This window comes from Bacteroides sp. 2_2_4 (assembly GCF_000157055.1).
GTDB lineage: Bacteria > Bacteroidota > Bacteroidia > Bacteroidales > Bacteroidaceae > Bacteroides > Bacteroides ovatus.
The window spans coordinates 77,513-97,262 of record NZ_EQ973371.1 but is presented as its reverse complement, the minus strand read 5'-3'; the positions used below and the strand labels follow the sequence as shown (position 1 = coordinate 97,262).

General features: G+C 44.4%; 14 protein-coding genes. 5 read left to right on the top strand and 9 right to left on the bottom strand.

Translation table 11 applies throughout. The features are described from left to right. Positions 1 to 3 precede the first annotated feature (3 nt). Positions 4 to 1,668, bottom strand: coding sequence for a long-chain fatty acid--CoA ligase (locus tag BSCG_RS02845; RefSeq protein WP_004295728.1), 1,665 nt, complete (start codon positions 1,666 to 1,668; stop codon positions 4 to 6). A 281-nt stretch (positions 1,669 to 1,949) separates the two neighbouring features. Further along, a complete protein-coding gene (locus tag BSCG_RS02850; protein WP_004295729.1) occupies positions 1,950 to 3,416 on the bottom strand; it encodes a potassium/proton antiporter in 1,467 nt (488 codons plus the stop codon). A gap of 166 nt (positions 3,417 to 3,582) precedes the next feature. Here BSCG_RS02850 and BSCG_RS02855 point away from each other — a divergent pair, with 166 nt between their 5' ends. After that, positions 3,583 to 4,767, top strand: coding sequence for a uracil-xanthine permease family protein (locus BSCG_RS02855; protein WP_008777334.1), 1,185 nt, complete (start codon positions 3,583 to 3,585; stop codon positions 4,765 to 4,767). 213 nt (positions 4,768 to 4,980) lie between these two features. On the opposite strand, the gene hcp is transcribed toward BSCG_RS02855, so the two are convergent. The 6 genes from hcp to BSCG_RS02885 form a co-directional block, all read right to left on the bottom strand. After that, positions 4,981 to 6,612 carry a hydroxylamine reductase gene (gene hcp, locus BSCG_RS02860; RefSeq protein WP_004308810.1) on the bottom strand — a complete coding sequence of 544 codons (1,632 nt, stop codon included), beginning with the start codon at positions 6,610 to 6,612 and terminating at the stop codon, positions 4,981 to 4,983. A 153-nt stretch (positions 6,613 to 6,765) separates the two neighbouring features. Beyond that, positions 6,766 to 7,434, bottom strand: coding sequence for a Crp/Fnr family transcriptional regulator (locus tag BSCG_RS02865; protein ID WP_004308811.1), 669 nt, complete (start codon positions 7,432 to 7,434; stop codon positions 6,766 to 6,768). Between the two features lie 10 nt (positions 7,435 to 7,444). After that, a complete protein-coding gene (locus tag BSCG_RS02870; RefSeq protein ID WP_004308812.1) occupies positions 7,445 to 8,758 on the bottom strand; it encodes a sensor histidine kinase in 1,314 nt (437 codons plus the stop codon). Then, complete coding sequence (locus tag BSCG_RS02875; protein ID WP_008777333.1) at positions 8,755 to 10,095, bottom strand: sigma-54-dependent transcriptional regulator; 1,341 nt, start codon at positions 10,093 to 10,095, stop codon at positions 8,755 to 8,757. Before BSCG_RS02875 ends, BSCG_RS02870 begins: the two co-directional genes overlap by 4 nt. Positions 10,096 to 10,192: 97 nt before the next feature. Further along, positions 10,193 to 10,996, bottom strand: a complete 804-nt coding sequence (locus BSCG_RS02880; protein ID WP_004295735.1) for a hypothetical protein — start codon at positions 10,994 to 10,996, stop codon at positions 10,193 to 10,195. Then, positions 10,977 to 11,780: a metallophosphoesterase family protein gene (locus BSCG_RS02885; RefSeq protein WP_032848902.1), complete on the bottom strand. Its 804-nt coding sequence runs from the start codon at positions 11,778 to 11,780 to the stop codon at positions 10,977 to 10,979. Before BSCG_RS02885 ends, BSCG_RS02880 begins: the two co-directional genes overlap by 20 nt. Before the next feature lie 268 nt (positions 11,781 to 12,048). On the opposite strand from BSCG_RS02885, the gene BSCG_RS02890 reads away from it, so the two are divergent. From BSCG_RS02890 to BSCG_RS02900, 3 genes are read left to right on the top strand one after another with little or no spacing between them, the layout of a single operon-like run. Then, positions 12,049 to 14,358: an ABC transporter permease gene (locus tag BSCG_RS02890; RefSeq protein WP_032849811.1), complete on the top strand. Its 2,310-nt coding sequence runs from the start codon at positions 12,049 to 12,051 to the stop codon at positions 14,356 to 14,358. 23 nt (positions 14,359 to 14,381) lie between these two features. Continuing rightward, entirely contained in the window at positions 14,382 to 15,056 is a 675-nt protein-coding gene (locus tag BSCG_RS02895; RefSeq protein ID WP_008777331.1) for an ABC transporter ATP-binding protein, read from the top strand. A gap of 18 nt (positions 15,057 to 15,074) precedes the next feature. Continuing rightward, complete coding sequence (locus tag BSCG_RS02900) at positions 15,075 to 17,393, top strand: ABC transporter permease (protein WP_004295739.1); 2,319 nt, start codon at positions 15,075 to 15,077, stop codon at positions 17,391 to 17,393. 39 nt (positions 17,394 to 17,432) lie between these two features. Here the strand turns inward: BSCG_RS02900 and BSCG_RS02905 are convergent, their stop codons facing one another. Further along, the gene (locus tag BSCG_RS02905; RefSeq protein ID WP_004295740.1) at positions 17,433 to 18,797 is read right to left on the bottom strand and encodes an MATE family efflux transporter; all 1,365 of its coding nucleotides are present in this window, start codon (positions 18,795 to 18,797) and stop codon (positions 17,433 to 17,435) included. Between the two features lie 150 nt (positions 18,798 to 18,947). Between BSCG_RS02905 and BSCG_RS02910 the strand changes: the two genes are divergently transcribed. After that, entirely contained in the window at positions 18,948 to 19,595 is a 648-nt protein-coding gene (locus BSCG_RS02910; protein WP_004295741.1) for an HAD family hydrolase, read from the top strand. Positions 19,596 to 19,750: the final 155 nt, after the last annotated feature.

Sequence of the window (19,750 nt, the reverse complement as noted above, 5' to 3'; positions counted from 1 at the left end):
TAATTATCCCTTTGCTTCCTGATACATAAAGCGCTTGATTGACTTTTTCGCAGTCTTTTCAAATTCTTCAAAATGGATTTTAATCTTGCTTATTTGAGAATAGTTAGGAAGCTGTTGATTCAATTCGATACGGTTTTGCTCCATTACTTTCTGAATATCCGTCTGCTGCAATCCATGAGCGAAAGCATCGTCGAAATCCGGGTAGATCAGGGCTACCAGTTTTTCGTGCTGTAAGACGATCAGTGACTCCGAAACATACGGCATGTTGTTCAGCTTGCTTTCAATTTCTTCGGGATAGATATTCTGTCCGCTAGAGGTGAGAAGCAGGTTCTTACTACGTCCGCGGACTGTCACATAACCCTCTTCATCCAACGTACCGAGGTCACCGGTATGCAGCCAACCGTTAGCATCAATAATTTGCGCCGTAGCTTCCGGATTTTTATAATATCCCAGCATCATATTCATTCCTCTGCATACGATTTCTCCGGCATGTGTTTTCGGGTCCGGTGAGTCGATGCGGACTTCCATTCGGCTGGTTGCCTTTCCGCAGGAAGCAAGTTTCAGTGTTTCCCAACGGCTGGAACAAATAATCGGACCACATTCCGTCATACCGTAAGCGATGGTGTAGGGGAACCCTATCTTTTTAAGGAAAGCCTCTACTTCCGCATTGAAAGGAGCACCTCCGATAATAATCTCGTCAAAGTTTCCACCGAAGATTTCCATGGCAGCCTGTCGTGCCAGCGATTTGATTTTATCGTTCACAATAGGCACTTTCAGCAATAACTTGCCGATTTTGCTGTCTACTTTAGGAAGAATATCTTTCTTGATAATCTTTTCCACAATCAACGGTACACAAGAAATCACTTTGGGTTTGATTTCGGAGAAAGATTGGGAAATGATTTTTGGAGACGGCATACGCGTCAGGAAATAGATGTGTGCACCTGCAGAGAATCCGTAAAGGAAATCATATACCATACCGAACACGTGTCCCATAGGCAACATGGAAACGATATGATCTCCCGGTTTAACGGGAAGCATTTCGAAGCAATAAGCCACGTTTGACCAAAGACTGCGATAGGGGAGCATCACTCCTTTAGAGTAACCCGTGGTACCGGAAGTATAGTTGATGATAGCCAGTTCTTCCGGACGATCTTTCCGGTAACAAATATGTTCCGGTCGAAAGTTCTTGGGATACTGTTGACCGTAAATAGCGTTCCGGTGTTCAAAAGCGTAAGTGAGTTTTTCGTTCCGGGACACTAATGCCGAGAAATCAGCCAGCGAAGCGATGCCCTCTAACAAAGGCATGGCATCTTCATTCAGGTTCTCCCATGCCTGGTCGCCGACGAAAAGTAATTTGGCTTCGGAATGGTTGACGATATTATGAATATTATCTGCCTTGAATTCATGCAAAATGGGAACAATAACAGCTCCGTAAGTGATAGTCGCCAGGAAAGTAACTGCCCAGTGAGCACTGTTACGTCCGCAAACGGCTATTTTATCTCCCGGCTGGATGCCGGCACTCTCCAAGACGATGTGAAATTTAGCGATTTTACGCGCTACATCCTTATATTGGAGGGTAATTCCTTTATAGTCAGTTAAGGCATCTTTGTCCCAGTTTTTGATGATGCTTTGCTCAATATAATCAATGAACTGATGTTCTTGTTCCATTCGATTTTTGCACATTTAGTTTAAAACTGCGCAAAATTAATACTTCGTAGATGTAAACCGAATTTTAAATTCAAGTTTTACGGTTAATTAACGGAGGGGGAGCGAACAATTTTATCAGCCGGATAAAGGTCATTCGTGTTTCTTCCTTAGAACTAGTTCATTGGCCTATATAAAACATTTCGTCTCCACGCATGAAGATGAAACGAATGTCTTGCCAAGGCAAGAGGTTCCATGCGTGGAGACGAATCAGTTATAGTGTACTGAATAACTCTTTTCAGATGTTATTCTGAATCAGTATCTTCTTCTTTGGATTTTTCGGAAATAAGTAATAGTTTATCTCCTTCGTGCAGTTTCAGTGTTCCGTTGGGAATCAGGAACTCATCTCCGCGCTTCACGATCATTACCAGCGTGCCTTTCGGAAGATTCATATCTTTCAATGTGTCTGCTTCTTCCAGCATACTTTTGGTGATAGTCATGTCACTAAGATCAGAGTCTATTTCTTCCGGAAGTTCCACTCCGAAGTCGTTACCGGTTTTTTCCAGCGGTTTGGAAAGATTCAAAATCCGGGCGACGAAAGAAATGGTTGTTCCCTGTACGACCAATGAGACAATGGTAATAAAGAATACAATGTTGAAAATGAGGTTCGAACCTTCTACGCCCGCCACTACCGGATAGGTAGCAAAGATGATAGGAACTGCACCGCGTAATCCTACCCAAGATACGAAAATACGTGATTTCATCGTGATTTTCCGGAATGGAAGCAGACAAAGGAACACGCTTAACGGGCGCCCGATAATAATCATGAAAACACCAATCAACAATGCCACGGCAGCTACTTCGAGCATTTCGTGCGGGTTGACAAGCAATCCCAGGCAAAGGAACATGATGATTTGCGACAACCAGGTCAGTCCGTCCATAAAGGTGTAGATATCCTTACGGTGCATGATTTTATTGTTTCCCACCATGATACCGGCGATATATACGGCAAGGTATCCGTTACCTTTCAGTAAGTCGGTGATGGAGAAAGTGAAAAACACAAATGCCAGTAATAAGATGGGATACAAGGCTTGATTATCAATATTGAGCTTATTTAACATCCGGATAGCTAGCTTTCCAAGTACATATCCGGCAGCCGCGCCGACGATAAACTGGATGACAAAAGAGCCTACGATAGCTCCGACTCCCATACCTGACGATTGAATAAACTGTATCAGGACAATGGTAAGCATATAGGCCATCGGGTCATTACTTCCGCTCTCCAGTTCCAGCATGGGACGAAGGTTGTGTTTCAAGTTCATCTTCTGTGAACGGAGAATGGCGAACACCGAAGCCGAATCCGTAGATGACATGGTGGAGGCCAAAAGCAGGGAAGTAGTGATAGGTAAATAAATATTTGACCAGCTCATACCTGATATCCACCAGATAAAGAGTCCGGTGAAAAGAGCTGTAAGTAGTACTCCGACAGTGGAAAGCACGATACCGGGACCTAGAATAGGTTTGATTTCTCTGAATTTCGTATCCATACCTCCCGAGAAAAGGATAATACTAAGGGCCACCATACCGATAAATTGGGCGTCTTTCGCGTCGTGGAACTGCAGGCCGAGGCCGTCACTTCCAAACAACATTCCTACTACGAGGAACAATAATAAGGTAGGTACTCCAAAGCGGTATCCGGTTTTTCCAACAACGATGCTGACGAAAAGTAAGATAGAACCGATAAGTAGGGTGTTTTCTGCTGTAAATATCATAGGCAATATATTATAAAGTTATAAAATTGTCGTATTAATTCTCACCGTGCGAAGTTACACATTATTAACAACAAATAAAAACTCTTTTTGGATGTATTTTTGTGAAAAAAGGGAGTTAAATTGTCTAAAAAGACTAATTTTGCAAAGAATAATCTACATTATACTTATGGATTCAAATAATCTTACACCTTTGAGGAAAGGGGTGGTGGGGGTACAATTCTTGTTTGTAGCTTTCGGTGCTACGGTACTCGTACCGTTATTGGTAGGGCTTGACCCTTCTACAGCTCTGTTTACAGCAGGTATTGGTACGCTTATCTTTCATGCGGTTACGCGTGGAAAGGTTCCTGTCTTTCTGGGGAGTAGTTTCGCATTTATTGCGCCTATCATTAAAGCGACAGAACTTTATGGGTTGCCCGGCACCTTATCCGGCATGGTTGGAGTAGCATTAGTTTACTTTGTGATGAGTGCGCTTGTCAAATGGCAGGGAGTGAGGGTGATTGAGCGGCTGTTTCCTCCTGTTGTCATAGGACCTGTCATCATTCTGATAGGTTTGTCACTGGCGGGAACAGGAGTGAATATGGCAAAAGAGAACTGGGTACTGGCACTGCTTTCGTTGGTTACCGCAGTCGTTGTTTCAATGAAAGCCAAAGGGCTTTTGAAACTGATTCCTATCTTCTGTGGAATTGTAGTAGGGTATCTGGCTGCATGGCTTTTCTACGATTTGGATTTGTCCGGTGTCAGGGATGCTGCCTGGATTGGATTGCCGCAGTTTGTCTTTCCTAAATTCTCATGGGAACCTGTGTTGTTTATGATTCCGGTAGCCATTGCTCCGGTGATAGAACATATTGGTGATATTTATGTCGTTAATACGGTCACCGGAAAAGATTTCGTGAAAGATCCGGGGTTGCACCGCACCTTATTGGGTGATGGTCTGGCCTGTTTCTGTGCCGGATTGCTGGGTGGGCCTCCTGTGACTACCTATTCGGAAGTGACAGGAGCCATGTCACTGACAAAGATTACTAATCCGCAAGTGATCCGAATAGCTGCCATTTCCGCTATCTTATTCTCCGTTATCGGTAAAATCAGTGCATTATTAAGATCCATTCCAAGTGCGGTACTGGGCGGCATCATGTTATTGCTTTTCGGAACGATTGCTTGTGCGGGTATTGGTAATCTTGTGAATAATTGCATTGATTTGAGCCGTACCAGAAATATAATCATTGTATCTTTGACACTGACTGTCGGCATTGGTGGCGCTGCTTTTAATTGGGGCGATTTTTCATTGTCCGGCATTGGACTGGCAGCTTTGGTGGGAGTAGTTCTCAATTTAATATTACCCAGAGAGGATTGAAATTCTATTCAAAAAAACATCCACTATGCGGGAGTAAATGCAGGACTCCTGATTAAGCAGGAGTCCTCCTAATATAGAAAAAAAGATAGTGACGGTATATGATGGAAATAGTGACGGTATGGTTGTTGTATACCGTCACTATCCTTATCAAATACCGTCACTATTTTGTAGAAGAGAATCTGCTTGTAAAATACCCTTCTGTTTCCTTATCATTTATGATAGAAACTTCACAATATCTTCATCCACTGTACTGATACCTCCGATCCCGAATTGTTCGATCAATACGTTCCTGACATTCGGTGAAAGGAAAGCGGGAAGTGTAGGACCCAAATGAATGTGTTTCACTCCCAAAGCCAGTAATGCCAATAAAACAATGACCGCCTTTTGTTCGTACCAAGCGATGTTGTATACGATAGGCAACTGATTCACATCATCCAATCCGAAGATTTCTTTCAGTTTTAAAGCGATGACGGCCAATGAGTAACTGTCGTTACATTGTCCTGCATCCAACACTCTCGGAATGCCGTTGATATCACCTAAAGCCAGTTTATTATATCTGTACTTGGCACAACCGGCAGTAAGAATCACGGTGTCACCAGGTAATTTTTGAGCAAATTCCGTATAGTATTCACGGCTCTTCATACGTCCGTCGCATCCTGCCATTACAAAGAATTTACGGATAGCTCCGCTTTTCACGGCGTCCACCACTTTATCTGCCAGGGCTGTCACCTGTGCATGAGCGAATCCTCCGATAATCGTTCCGTTTTCAATGGCTACCGGTGGCTGACATTGTTTAGCATGAGCAATCAGTGCAGAAAAATCTTTCGGTTTTCCGTCTTTACGTTCGGGGATGTAATGTGCCCCGTCCAAGCCGCAGGCTCCTGTGATGTAAATACGATCCTTGTAGCTGGCATTTGCACGTGGCGGAACGATACAGTTACTTGTGAACAAGATAGGACCGTTGAAACTTTCAAATTCCTCTTTCTGCTTCCACCAGGCGTTTCCGTAGTTTCCTGCCAGATGCTTGTACTTCTTTAGTTGAGGATAATAATGTGCAGGCAACATTTCGCTGTGAGTATATACATCTACTCCTGTACCCTCTGTTTGTTCCAATAACTCTTCCAGGTCTTTCAAGTCATGTCCGCTGATTAATATACCCGGATTATTGCGTACACCGAGACTCACTTGTGAGATTTCCGGATTTCCGTAGCTGCTGGTATTCGCTTTATCCAGCTGTGCCATTGCCGATACTCCATACTTTCCTGTTTCCAAAGTCAGCTGAACCAGTTCTTCCACTGTAATATCATTGCGGGTCAGTTCAGACAAGGCATGTTGCATGAAAGCAAATATTTCCGGTGACTCGTAGCCCAGGTTATGCGCATGCTCTACGTAGGCAGCCATTCCTTTCAGGCCATAGTGTACAAGTTCTTTCAGTGAGCGGATATCCTCGTTGGGAGTGCGAAGCACACCGACAGTTTTTGATTTCTCTTCAAACTCATCTTCGCTTCCATTCCAAAGACATTCGTCGGGAGCATTTTCGATCTTTACCTTGTTGGCAAGTTCATTTTTCAGTTTCAGTCCTTCTTTGATTTTTTCAGTGATAGCCACTTTATCAAAATTGGCGTTGGTGATGGTAATGAACAAAGCATCATAGATAAATTTGTCTGCTTGTTCGGAAGGATGTCCATCTTTACGCAGATGTTCGTTGTAGACAGCAATTCCACGTACTACGAAGAGTAGTAAATCTTGCAGGTTAGCCACTTCAGACGTTTTACCGCACACACCTTTCAAGGTACAGCCGGTACCCATTGCGGTTTCTTGACATTGATAACAGAACATACTCATAACTTTTACGTTTTTAATTAGTCCAATATTTTATTTATTGAACGCAAAAGTAGAGGAAAAGTTTCAGGTGATTCTGTAACCAATGTTACAACAATGAATATTTTTTATCTAAAACACTCATTATTCGATTCATAAATCTTTAAACTGCTCCTATTATTGAATAAGCCGTACCAGTTGTTCTTTCTGTAAAATAGTGATATGCTTGCGATCGGCTATCAATAATCCATCTTCCTGCATGTGCGCCAGTTCACGGGCGAGGGAAGGACGGGATACTCCGAAATAATCACTCAATTCCTGTTGTGAACGGTCGAGGGTGATATGCGTCTGTTGTTGCTGTTTGTATAATCGGAGCAAGTACGAAGCAAGTTTCTGACGAATCGTTTTAAACGACATAAAGAAAAGCTTATCCGATAAAGTCCGTGCATAATTGGCAGAAAGATTCATATAGTTTTCCAAAAACTGCTCGTTCTTACGGAATAAACTCAATACACTTGATTTAGGAAGTTCGATAACCTCTGTCGGTTCGTTGGCAGTCACTTCCACCGGATAGCGGTTCTCCTCACCGAACAGAAACAGAGGGGCAATCGCTCTTGGAGCAGCGATGTCCTCCACTTTGATAAGACGCCCCGAATAATCAATCATCTCTCCACGCACGCTTCCTTTGGTCAGGATGACGAGGCGATTACACACAGCTCCCTGTTGAGCCAGGATTTCTCCTTTCTTATAAGAACGTGTATGGAAACTGATCTCTTCCAGATCGGCAAAAAGTCTTTCCGGAGTGATCCCTCGAAATAAGGGATTGTTGACGAGTACAGGTATCATATATCAATAGTTATTTGAATTTTAAAATAAACGTTGTTTCTTTCTCCCGCAGCAGAGTGAGACTCCCGCCCGAAAGACGCATGATCTGTCGTGAAATACTAAGTCCGATTCCGCTACCATTTTCTTTGGTGGTGAAGAAAGGAATAAAGATATGCTCTGCTATTTCCGACGGGATTTCAGGACCGTTGTTTTTGATCTCGATCCATATTTCTTCCATATCATTGCAATAAGCCCGAAGCTCGATTCTACCATCCGGCTGGCTGCCGATTGCCTGGATGGCATTCTTCAGAAGATTGATAACCACCTGGGCGATGAGGTTTTCATCCGCATACAGAATTAAGTCCGCAGGAGAAATCTCCGTGTGGAAACAAATGGTGTCACACGGATTCTGATGGCGGGCAAGTTCAATCATCCTTTCTATGAACGCTTTCACGTAGAACAATGACGGTTCCGGTGCAGGTATGCGTGTAAACTGCCGGTAAGATTCTACAAAAGAGAGCAACCCTTTTCCTGTGGTGCTGATGGTCTGCAACCCGTGACTGATCTCTTCGTCTTTATCCTCGGACATGGAAAGAAGAGTGTCACAAAGAGAAGTGATAGGAGTGACCGAATTCATGATTTCATGCGTCAGAACCCGTGTCAGGCGAATCCATGAATCTATTTCCTTTTCATCGAGTTCGGTATTGATGTCGTTCAGAGCCAGAATACGCAGATGCTCTTTGCGCACATTGATTTCCGATACACGTATGGATAGATTAACGGTTCCCCGTTCGTTGTGAAATATCACTTGCAGTTTGTCTCCGGGACGGCAGTTCTCTATTTTCTCCATGAGCGTAGTGTCTACTTTACTCAACTGATGGATATGCGTGAATATATTCAGCCCCAAAAGACGGAGTGCCTCCTTGTTCTTCTGATAAACAGCCCCATTGTCATTGAGTACCAGCAATCCTGTACTGACAAAATCCAGAATCAGCTCGTAATATTTCTCTTGTTGTGCGGTTTCCGCTTTTACATTATATAAGATATGTCCCACCCGGTTGAGTGCCCGGTTGATCTTTTGGCTTTCGGGAGTACCGTTTTCTTCGGGAAAATGAAAAGTGTTATCATTATTTTCAAGCGCGTTAATCATGAAAAGCACCTGCTTGGTGTGAAGCTGGTACAGGCGGATTTGCCAGATGATGCTAAGTACCAGCAGACAAAGACTGACGCCCAGCCAACCGTATGATTGATGAATACCGAACCAGACGGTCGATATACAGAAAAGTACAGTCAGCAAAACTCTGAACCAGTACCGAATCCCCAGTTGTTGGATCAGTGAGCTCATAATCCGAATTTTTTCATCTTGTTATAGAGCGTCTGCCGGGTTATTCCCAGTTGAGCGGCCACTGCCGATAGATTTCCCGCACAGGCATCGAGCGCTTTCCGTATCATCTGCACTTCCATTTCTTCCAGGGTGGAGATACTCTGTTCCTGAATGGCTATCCGTGGTACGGATAATTGGAATAATTCAGCAGGAATCAGCGGACTGTCATTGATGATAACCGCCTTTTCGATGACGTGCTCCAATTCGCGGATATTACCATACCAGGGATGCGCAGTCAATTTATCCTTTGCTTCGGGAGTGAACTTCATCAACGACTTGTCATATTGCTTGCAGAAGTGAACCATAAATCGTTCGGCCAATGGGATAATATCCTCTTTCCGTTCGCGCAGGGGAGGAATTTCCACATGAATGGTATTGATGCGGTAGAGCAAGTCTTCCCGGAATTCGCCTTTCGCTACCATCTCCTGCAGGTTCCGGTTCGTGGCACATATCAGTCGGATATCAATAGGAATTGGCGTGTTACTTCCCACTTTCACAATGCTTCGCCGTTGGATGGCGGTTAGTAGCTTTGCTTGCAGATGGTAGGGCAAGTTTCCTATTTCGTCGAGAAACAGCGTACTCTTTTCGGCAGCCTCGAACTTACCTGTCCGGTCGGCGTGTGCATCAGTGAACGACCCTTTTATATGTCCGAAAAGCTCACTCTCGAATAAAGATTCGGTGATGGTTCCCATATCCACAGCAATCATTTCTTTATATTTGCGGTTGGAAAGCGCATGGATTTCCCGTGCCAGCATCTCTTTTCCCGTTCCGTTTTCACCCGTTATCAAGAGGTTGGCATCGGTGACGGCAACCTTTTTAATCAAAGCCCGTAGTTGTTGCATAACCTTGCTTTCTCCCCAGTACATAGGCGAGTGAACAGGCTTTTCTTTACTTGCCGTTTTCCTATCGTTGTGCGTAGAGGTTGCTGCAGTTTGCAGCGTTTCCACCAGTTTCTGGTTGTCCCAGGGTTTGACGATAAAGTCCGTTGCTCCTTCTTTAATACCCCGGATAGCCAGTTCAATATCGGCATAAGCCGTAAAAAGTACGACCGGAAGATCCGGACGTACTTTTTTTATTTCATGTAACCAGAATAATCCCTCATTGCCGGTATTGATGCCCGATGTGAAATTCATGTCCAGCAATACCACTTCCGGCATTTCCTCCCGCAGGACGCTCGTCAGGGTGACAGGCGAGGAGAGTGCAACGACCTTTGAAAAATAACTTTTTAAAAGGATTTGTATGGCAGTCAGCACCCCTTTATTGTCGTCTACAATGATGATTGTTCCAGATTTACTCATTTTCGTTCAAGTTTGTAAAGCGCAAACTTACGAAAAAAGGATGTGATAATTCAAGAATCGTAATTCAAAATTGATTTTATCCCCCTTGTGTCTCCAATCATAACCACTGGAACTTCAATCCGAATGATAAACTAAGGTAGTCACGTGGACGGAGATAACTATTGTTTACCGCACTAATCACATAAAGGTCACACGTACTTATTTCATAGAAAAAGGTTACAGACTTGGCCATAAATCTACGTTGCGGGTCAATGTCATAGGTCAGGCGTTGTCCCATAAAGACATGGAAACGCACTTTGCTTGAGAAACCATAATACCCTTTCGGATAACGTTCCGGTTCGTTCACCCAGAACTGATTTCCAAATACGGTATTCACATAAAGACCACAGGCAAGAGGCTCTGTCGAGAATCCTTTTCCAATATTAATGCTCCAGGGCATATAGTTCTGCTTGAGCGTCATGGTCACTTTTGCTTTCTTCGAAGAATATTTCGGAATGAATCCGAGCAATACATCCGTTTCCCACTGATTACGTTTTCCATAATCCCATCCTGTACCGAAAGAGAGCAATCCCATATTTCCGGCATATTGTATTTTGGAATGAGTCGGGATAATCCGTTCCCAGTTTCTGCGGAAACGGTGAACCCGATTATCGTAGCGGGTATGTTTGGTGTGCTTCGGTGTGGCAGGCAACACGGAGTCCGCTTTGATAATGGTGAATGAAGACTCCCCGTTACGAAAGGTGATAATTGAATCATCCTTGATGATAAAACGGAGCGAATCATCCTTGTAGTTGTTGATGATTGTATCCCTCTTGCAGGTAGCAGACATCAGACCGGGAAGCAGGAGAAGCACGGACAGTACTCCCGCGCGTAAGATATAATTAGTATTTAACCAGCTCATATTCGTATTTTTCCGGAGTTATTGTAAATACCAGATAAGTACGGTAATCCATACAATCACTGGTAACATAATGTATTCCATCATCAAAAATCACATCGTCCTGATGGTGATGGGTATGGGCGGCCGTGCAGAACTGTATTCCTGCATACTGTTTGACATAGTGTTGGAATACTTTTGCCACATTATCATTGAACACATCCGTATAGGGACGCGCGTGCATACAAATGACCGTTTTTTCAAACTCATCCCGCCTGTTCGTTATCTCATTTTCCATAAAGGTAAAGTCCGGTACAGGTTCGGAGTAATCATACTCCAAAGCGTTGGTATTCAGGCAGACAAACTTCACATCTCCTGCGATGAAAGAGAAGTTTGTGGGGCCGAATACAGCCTTGTAGGTTTCCGCTCCCGTTCCCAGACAGTCATGATTTCCGATCAGAGCCACATAAGGCACATGAAGTCCGTTCATGATATCCCTTTGCCAAAGAAATTCCTTAGTCAGTCCGAAGTCACTCATATCCCCTCCGTGGATAACGAAGTCAATATCATTTCGTTGATTGATTGCTTTTACAAAATCTTCCGTTTCGTCATACCATCGTTGTGAGTCGCCCATTGTCACGAACCGTATCGTAGTTTTACCCTGGCAATTTGCTTCTATTCTTTCCATATTGTGGGCGTTGACCTCTGTTTCTCCGCTGATGCGGACGTCATACGGATGATAGTCTATCATACCGCATCCCGAAAGGAACAGGCACGAAAACAGTGCATATAAATTCTTCCTCTTCATCATTACTTTAATAGTTTAGAAAACTAGATGCAAAGATAAAGTTTTCTATCGGGATGGACAATCTCCCCATGGATAATAGAGACTGTTGGAACAATTTAAAGGAGAAATGGAATAGTCTCCCGGTTGTCTAAAAATTAGACGGTACTGTCTAATTTTTAGACAATATTCAGAAAGGTTGAAATGATAAACACTTGATAATGAATTGTTATTCTTTTTTGGCATGCTTTCTGCATTCTTGAAAATAGAAAAAACAGAAATAAAATATAATATGAAACAAATCTATTATGTGATCCGTACTTTATTGCGGGGGCATGGTTCCAACGTTATCAAAATCCTCTCTTTGGCGTTGGGGCTGACGATGAGCATCCTGTTGTTTGCCCGCGTGGCTTTCGAACAGAGCTTTGACAAATGCTTCAAAGATTATGATAACCTGTATCAGATCTTCTCCGTCTTTTCCGCCAATGGCCAAACCTTTGAGCCGCAGGAAATGAACTGCGGACCGGTGGCGGGTGCCATACAGGAGAACTTTCCTAAAGAAGTGGAAGCAGCCACCAGCTATTGTGTCTGGATGAGTGCCCCTCTTTATTATGGAAGTGTCCGTTTTGAAGCTAACAAAGTGACAGCCGATTCACTATTCTTTCAAACTATGGGTATCGATGTTTTGAGCGGTGTTCCGGAAAAAGAACTGATGCAGAAAGATGTTGTCTTTCTTAGTGACCGGTTGGCGCGTAAGATGTTCGACCAAGAAAACCCGATAGGCAAAGTAATCTCCTATAATAAAGAAATAGAACTGACAGTGAAAGGCACGTACGCCGACATACCCGAAAATGCTACCGTCAGACCGGATGCAGTGATTTCTCTGCCTACCGTATGGAGCCGTGGATGGGGAAATTACTCCTGGAGGGGAGGCGATAGCTGGATCGCATTTATCCGTTTTCGTCCCGGAGCAGACAAATCCGTGGTGAATGCACGGTTGAATGACCTGATAAAGAAATATCGTCCTGCGGAAGACCAGAAAGTGGTAGGTTATACCGCTTTTGTAAAGCCGATCCGTGATGTATACAGGGAAGAACCGGACGTGAAGCGGATGCGGAACATCATGTCTATCTTGGGAATAATCATCCTTTTTATCGCTACCTTGAACTACGTACTGATCTCCATCTCTTCACTCTCATACCGTGCCAAAGCCATCGGCGTACATAAGTGTAGCGGTGCAGGCAGCGGCAAAATCCTGGGAATGTTCCTATTGGAAACAGCTATCATTATTCTCTTCGCCTTGCTATTGATGGGATTAATCTTACTGAACTTCCGCGACTTTATAGAAGACACAACCGCCGTTGAACTCGGAGCCCTGTTCTCTTTAGACCGTCTTTGGGTACCCCTGCTGACGGTAGCTATCCTGTTCCTCATAGGAGGAGCACTGCCCGGACGCATCTTTGCCAGAATCCCCGTTTCACAAGTCTTCCGCCGCTACACAGAAGGAAAAAAAGGATGGAAACGCCCGCTATTATTCGTGCAGTTTGCCGGCGTAGCTTTCATCTGCGGATTGATGTATGTGGTGATGCTGCAATACTACTATGTCTTGAACAAAGACCTGGGATACAATCCGAAGCGCGTTGTCGTAGCCAATACTGATTTCGGCAATAAAGAAAACCAGGACTATGCCCTGACTTTCTTCCGTGACCTGCCTTATGTAGAGTCCGTGTCCAGTGCCGATTCCCATCCCGTCTATAGTTATAGTGGAACGATGATTCAGGATGAAAGTGGACAATCACTTTTCTCCTCCCGTTTTTGCGAAATGATGGAAGACTATCCAAAGATGATGGGTATGGTGATGAAGGAGGGGCGTATGCCACGGAATGAAAACGAAGTAGCCATCAATGAAACATACGGCGAATGGATGCATTGGGGAACAGAGCTATTGAACCGTACTGTCTATAATTCAGGCTACGTATGTAAAGTAGTGGGAGTGATTAAAGACTTCCGGATCGGTAATTTCACCAACCCGCAAGCACCCTTCATCCTGATGAGTACCAAGAATTTCGGAAACTGTGTTCATGTCCGGCTGAAAGAACCTTTTGCAGAGAATCTTCAGAAACTGAATAAAGTATCGGCAGACGCTTTCCCCGATAAAACGGTCGATTTCCGTTCGATGGAGCAGATGATAAAAGAGAGTTATAACTCCATCCGCGTCTTCAGCAATGCTACCATACTGGCGGCGGTTACCATGTTCTTTGTGATGATGATGGGATTGATAGGCTACACAACCGATGAAGTCCGCCGCCGTTCCAAAGAGATTGCCATACGTAAAGTCAATGGTGCCGAAGCCTCCGGCATTCTGGAAATGTTGGTGAAAGATGTGCTCTATGTAGCCGTTGCAGCCGTTGTGATCGGTGTAGCGGCATCATGGTACGTCAATGATATGTGGATGGATATGTTTGCCGAGCACGTGCCTGTCAGTTGGGCGGCGTATGTACTGATAGCGATTGTAAATCTTCTCGTTATCGTAGCCTGCGTACTTTGGAAATCGTGGCGGATTGCCAATGAAAATCCGGTGAATAGCCTTAAAAGTGAATAATTAAAAACATAAATAAAAAGAGTATGATTGAAATAAACAACATCAGTAAAGTATTCCGTATTTCCGAAGTAGAGACAGTTGCCTTGAATCACGTAAACCTTGAAGTAAAAGAGGGAGAGTTTGTAGCCATTATGGGCCCCTCCGGTTGTGGTAAATCCACTTTGTTGAATATTCTGGGTTTGCTCGATAACCCCACCGAAGGTTCCTACCGCTTGATGGGTGAAGAAGTGGGCGGATTGAAAGAGAAAGAACGTACCCATGTGCGTAAGGGCAAACTCGGATTCGTATTCCAGAGCTTTAACCTGATCGACGAGCTGAATGTTTACGAGAATGTAGAACTTCCTCTGACATACCTGGGCTTTAAAGCATCCGAACGCCGCCGCATGGTAGAAGACATTCTGAAACGGATGAACATCAGCCATCGTGCCAAACACTTTCCGCAACAACTTTCCGGTGGTCAGCAACAACGTGTCGCCATTGCCCGTGCCGTAGTGACCAACCCGAAACTGATTCTCGCCGATGAGCCGACCGGTAACCTCGACTCAAAGAATGGGGCAGAAGTGATGAACCTGTTGACCGAACTGAATAAAGAAGGAACAACCATCATCATGGTGACACACTCACAACACGACGCATCCTTTGCCCATCGTACAGTTCATTTGTTCGACGGCAGCCTGGTAGCCAGTGTGATAGCATAAACCAGATCAGAAGCAAGTATGAGACAAATCTATTATAGCATACGTACATTACTGCATGAGCGTACTTTGAATATCGTAAGAGTGCTCTCCCTTTCTTTAGGACTAACAGTTGGCATCTTGCTTTTCTCGCAAATAGCTTTTGAGATGAGCTATGAGAAATGTTACCCGGAAGCGGAGAATCTGATAATGGCGAGAATAGCGGCACAGAATATGACGACCGGCGAAGTGCAGGGTGATGACGGAATGAATTATGACTATACCGTCTGTGATCCGGTAGCTTTTACCTTGGCGCAGGATATGCCTGAAGAAATAGAATCAGCCACCTGTGTACTTCCTTCCCAGTTTTATCATATTTATAAGGAAGACAAACTGCTGTCAAAAGCAAATTACATGATGGTCGACACCTGTTTCTTTGAAACGATGGGTATACCCGTACTAAAAGGGAACGCGAAAGATCTCATCATCTCGAATAGCATATTTGTATCAGAACATTTTGCCCGTGAAACATTCGGTAGCGCAGACCCTATTGGGAAAACCCTTTCGGCCGACAAGCAGTTGGAGCTCACAATTCGCGGCGTCTATAAAGACATACCCGAAAATTCGATGCTCTCCCGTGACTTTGTGATTACCATCCACCGCGATGGTCGCTATGCGAGTGGTAACGGTTGGAATGGGAATGATATCTTTTATGCCTTTGCACGCTTGCGTCATGCGTCGGATATAGACAAGGTGAACAGCAAAATTCAACAAGTAATGGCAAAATACAGCCCCTTGCAATGGGATGACTGGAAGTTGGAATACAGCGTTGTTCCTCTTTCGAAACGCCATCTGGATTCTGCCGATACCCAGAAACGTTTGATGATATTCGGCTTCCTCGGCTTTTCAGTGTTTTTTGTAGCCATCATGAATTATATGTTGATTTCAATAGCCACTATCAGTCGTCGTGCAAAAAGCGTAGGAGTGCATAAATGCAGTGGAGCCAGTTCCGGAAACATCTTTGGCATGTTTCTGGCAGAAACCGGAGTATTGGTTCTACTATCCGTCCTGTTTAGCTTCCTGTTGATAATCAACATGGGCGAATTGATCGAAGACCTGTTGGGAACCAGCCTTGCCTCACTGTTTGCCTGGGACATCATTTGGATACCCTTGCTCACTGTAGTAGTCCTTTTCCTCCTGGCAGGAGGCATACCGGGAAAACTGTTCTCACGTATTCCCGTCACGCAGGTATTCCGGCACTATACGGATGGAAAAAGAGGATGGAAACGTTCATTACTATTTGTCCAGTTCACGGGTACCTCCTTTGTACTCGGATTATTGCTGGTTACCCTGTTACAATATTCTCACCTGATGAATGGAGATATGGGAATCAAGATTCCGGGACTGGTAGAAGCCGAAACCTGGATGTCCGGCGAAACAGTAGAACATGTAAAAGACGAGTTGCTCCGCCAACCGATGGTGGACGGGGTATCGGCATCCACACACAGCGTACTGGGAGAATATTGGACACGTGGATTGATTGGTAACGACGGCAAACGCATTGCCACCCTTAATTTCAATATGTGCGACTATGATTATCCGAATGTGATGGGAATCAGAATAACAGAAGGCACTACCATCAAGAAAAAAGGCGATCTATTGGTAAATAAAGAACTCGTTCGTTTGATGAAATGGACCGATGGTGCCGTAGGAAAATCAGTGAGTGGGGTAGAAGGTACCATCGTGGGAGTGTTTGATGATATTCGTAATAGAAGTTTCTATTCCAGTCAGTCTCCTATCGTATTGATTGCCGATAAAGAATCGGCCAATCACACCATCAATGTTCGTCTAAAAGAACCCTATGACGAGAACCTGAAACGCTTGAACGAATGTGTGGCAAAAACATTCCCGAATGTAGCCCTGAACTTCAATTCAGTAGACAGCATGATTCGCGAAGGCTATAAGAGCGTATACCGTTTCCGTAACGCAGTCTGGATTTCGTCCTGCTTCATCCTGCTTATTGTCATCACGGGATTGATTGGCTATGTGAATGGAGAAACTCAACGCCGCAGCAAGGAAATAGCCATACGCAAAGTGAATGGGGCAGAGGCCTCCGGCATCCTGAAACTATTGATATACGACATTCTGAATATCTCCGTAATCTCTGTGCTGATAGGTACTGCCGCTTCCTATTTTACAGGCCAAATATGGTTGGAACAGTTTAGCGAACGAATTGATATGGATCTGTTACTTTTTATAGGAATAGCCCTGCTGGTACTATTGGTTATCGTGGCTTGCGTGGTAGTGAAAGCCTGGCACGTTGCCAATGAAAACCCCGTAAAGAGCATCAAAGCAGAATAAAGAATAAAAACCAACAGGCGGAGTAAAGCAGTTAATGCTTTATTCCGCTACCGTTTCCGGATGTTGTTTAGACACTTTCTTAATGTAAATCATCAGACTGACAACCGCCGTAATAAACGCCAATGCATCCGATACTGGCATACTAATCCAGATACCTTCCAATCCCCACCAGTTGGGAAAGAGCAGCAAGCAAGGCAAAAGATAAAGCAACTGTCGCGTCAGCGAAAGGAAAATACTTATTTTAGCCTTCCCGATACTTTGGAAGAAGTTACCAATCACAATCTGCGCCCCTACAAACGGGAACATCAATACAGCCAGCCGGATACCGTCTACGGCCAAATCAATCAATTCATCGCTATCCGTGAAAAGAGCCGATACGGCATGAGGGAAGAACTCGCAGATAATAAACCCGCTACTGGTAATCACGACCCCGGAGATAATCCCCAGTCGCAATGTCTGTTTCACACGGTCTATCTTCTGTGCTCCGAAGTTATACCCCACAATAGGCTGCATACCCATCGTCAGACCTAACACAATCATCACATAAAGCGTCAGCAAACGGTTAATAATCCCATAAGCACCAATCGCCATATCGCCCCCGTAATTTTGCAGACTGTTATTGATGATAATCACAATGGCACACGCACACACATTCATCAGGAAAGGAGACATACCGATGGCGAAGATACTCTCCACAATCCTCCGTTTCATCTTCCAGATATTCCCCTCAAAATGCACCGTACTGTCTTTCTTGACAAAATGGCTCACCACCCACACCATACCGATCAACTGTGAAATCACCGTTGCCGTAGCAGCTCCCCTCATTCCCCATTCAAAGTGGAAAATAAAGATAGGAGCGAGGATAATGTTCGCTACCACCGTCACCATCGAAGTCAACATCGCCTTTTTCGGGTATCCGGTAGCACGCATCACGTTGTTCAACCCAATCATCGTATAAGTGATAGGAGTACCCAATAAGATCACCTGCATAAAGCTCCGCGCATAAGGAAGCGTCTCGCTACTGGCCCCGAAGAAAACCAATATATCATCCAGGAAGATGAAAGACAAAATACCAAAGAAGAACGAATTAGTGATACAGAGCATCAACGTGTGTGACAAGATTTCCGTAGCCCCCTTCATGTCCTTTTGCCCCAGACGGATAGACGCCAGCGTAGAACCGCCCGCCGATACCAATGTACAGAAAGCCACCACCAGATTCATCAGTGGAAAGCTGATGGCTAGTCCGGCAATCGCCATTGGGCCTACACCATGTCCGATGAAGATACTATCAATAATATTATAGATAGAAGTAATCGTCATTCCGATAATTGCAGGAATGGAATATTGTAACAGCAATTTGCCGATACTTTCTTTGCCTAAGATATGTGGGTCGTTCTTGCTCATGCGCTAGTAGATTTTGTTGGATAAAAACGTATGTTACGTTTTTTTTAGCTTTGCAAAGGTACGAATTATTTGCCTGATTCGATGATTATTCGGAACTTTGCAACGACGGATACACAAGGTTTAACGTTTAGGTAAAAAGAAAGTTTATATATGAATACAACGAAAACGATTGCGGCACTCTTCGATTTTGATGGTGTCATTATGGATACAGAAACGCAGTACACAGTCTTCTGGGACGAGCAGGGACGGAAATATCTGAATGAAGAAGATTTCGGCCGCCGTATTAAGGGACAGACATTATTGCAAATCTATGAAAAGTATTTCTCGGACCAACCCGAAGCCCAGCTTGAAATAAGCGCCGAACTCTACGTTTACGAGCAAAAGATGTCCTACGAATACATCCCCGGAGTAGAAGCCTTTATAGCCGATCTTCGCCGTAACGGTGCAAAGATAGCCGTAGTCACCAGCTCCAACGAAGAGAAGATGGCTAACGTCTACAATGCCCACCCCGAATTTAAAGGAATGGTAGACCGCATCCTGACCGGAGAGATGTTTGCCCGTTCCAAACCGGCTCCCGACTGCTTCCTGCTCGGGATGGAAATCTTTGAAGCCACCCCCGAAAACACCTACGTCTTTGAAGATTCTTTCCACGGCCTGCAAGCCGGAATGACTTCCGGGGCAACAGTGATCGGACTTGCCACCACCAATACACGTGAAGCCATCACTGGCAAAGCACATTATATAATAGACGACTTCACCGGCATGACCTACGACAAGCTCCTGATCCTGCATCGTTAAGAGAAAGAATAAATCCGAAACGCATTATTGCACTTGATAAATCGCTTCCTTATATTGTTAAGGAGCTTTTATTATACCTCACAGAATCCTTCCAACCGCCTCCCCAGCTATCCAAGCGAGGTGTTTGAAAGGATTTTTTGCATTTCCTTCTCTGT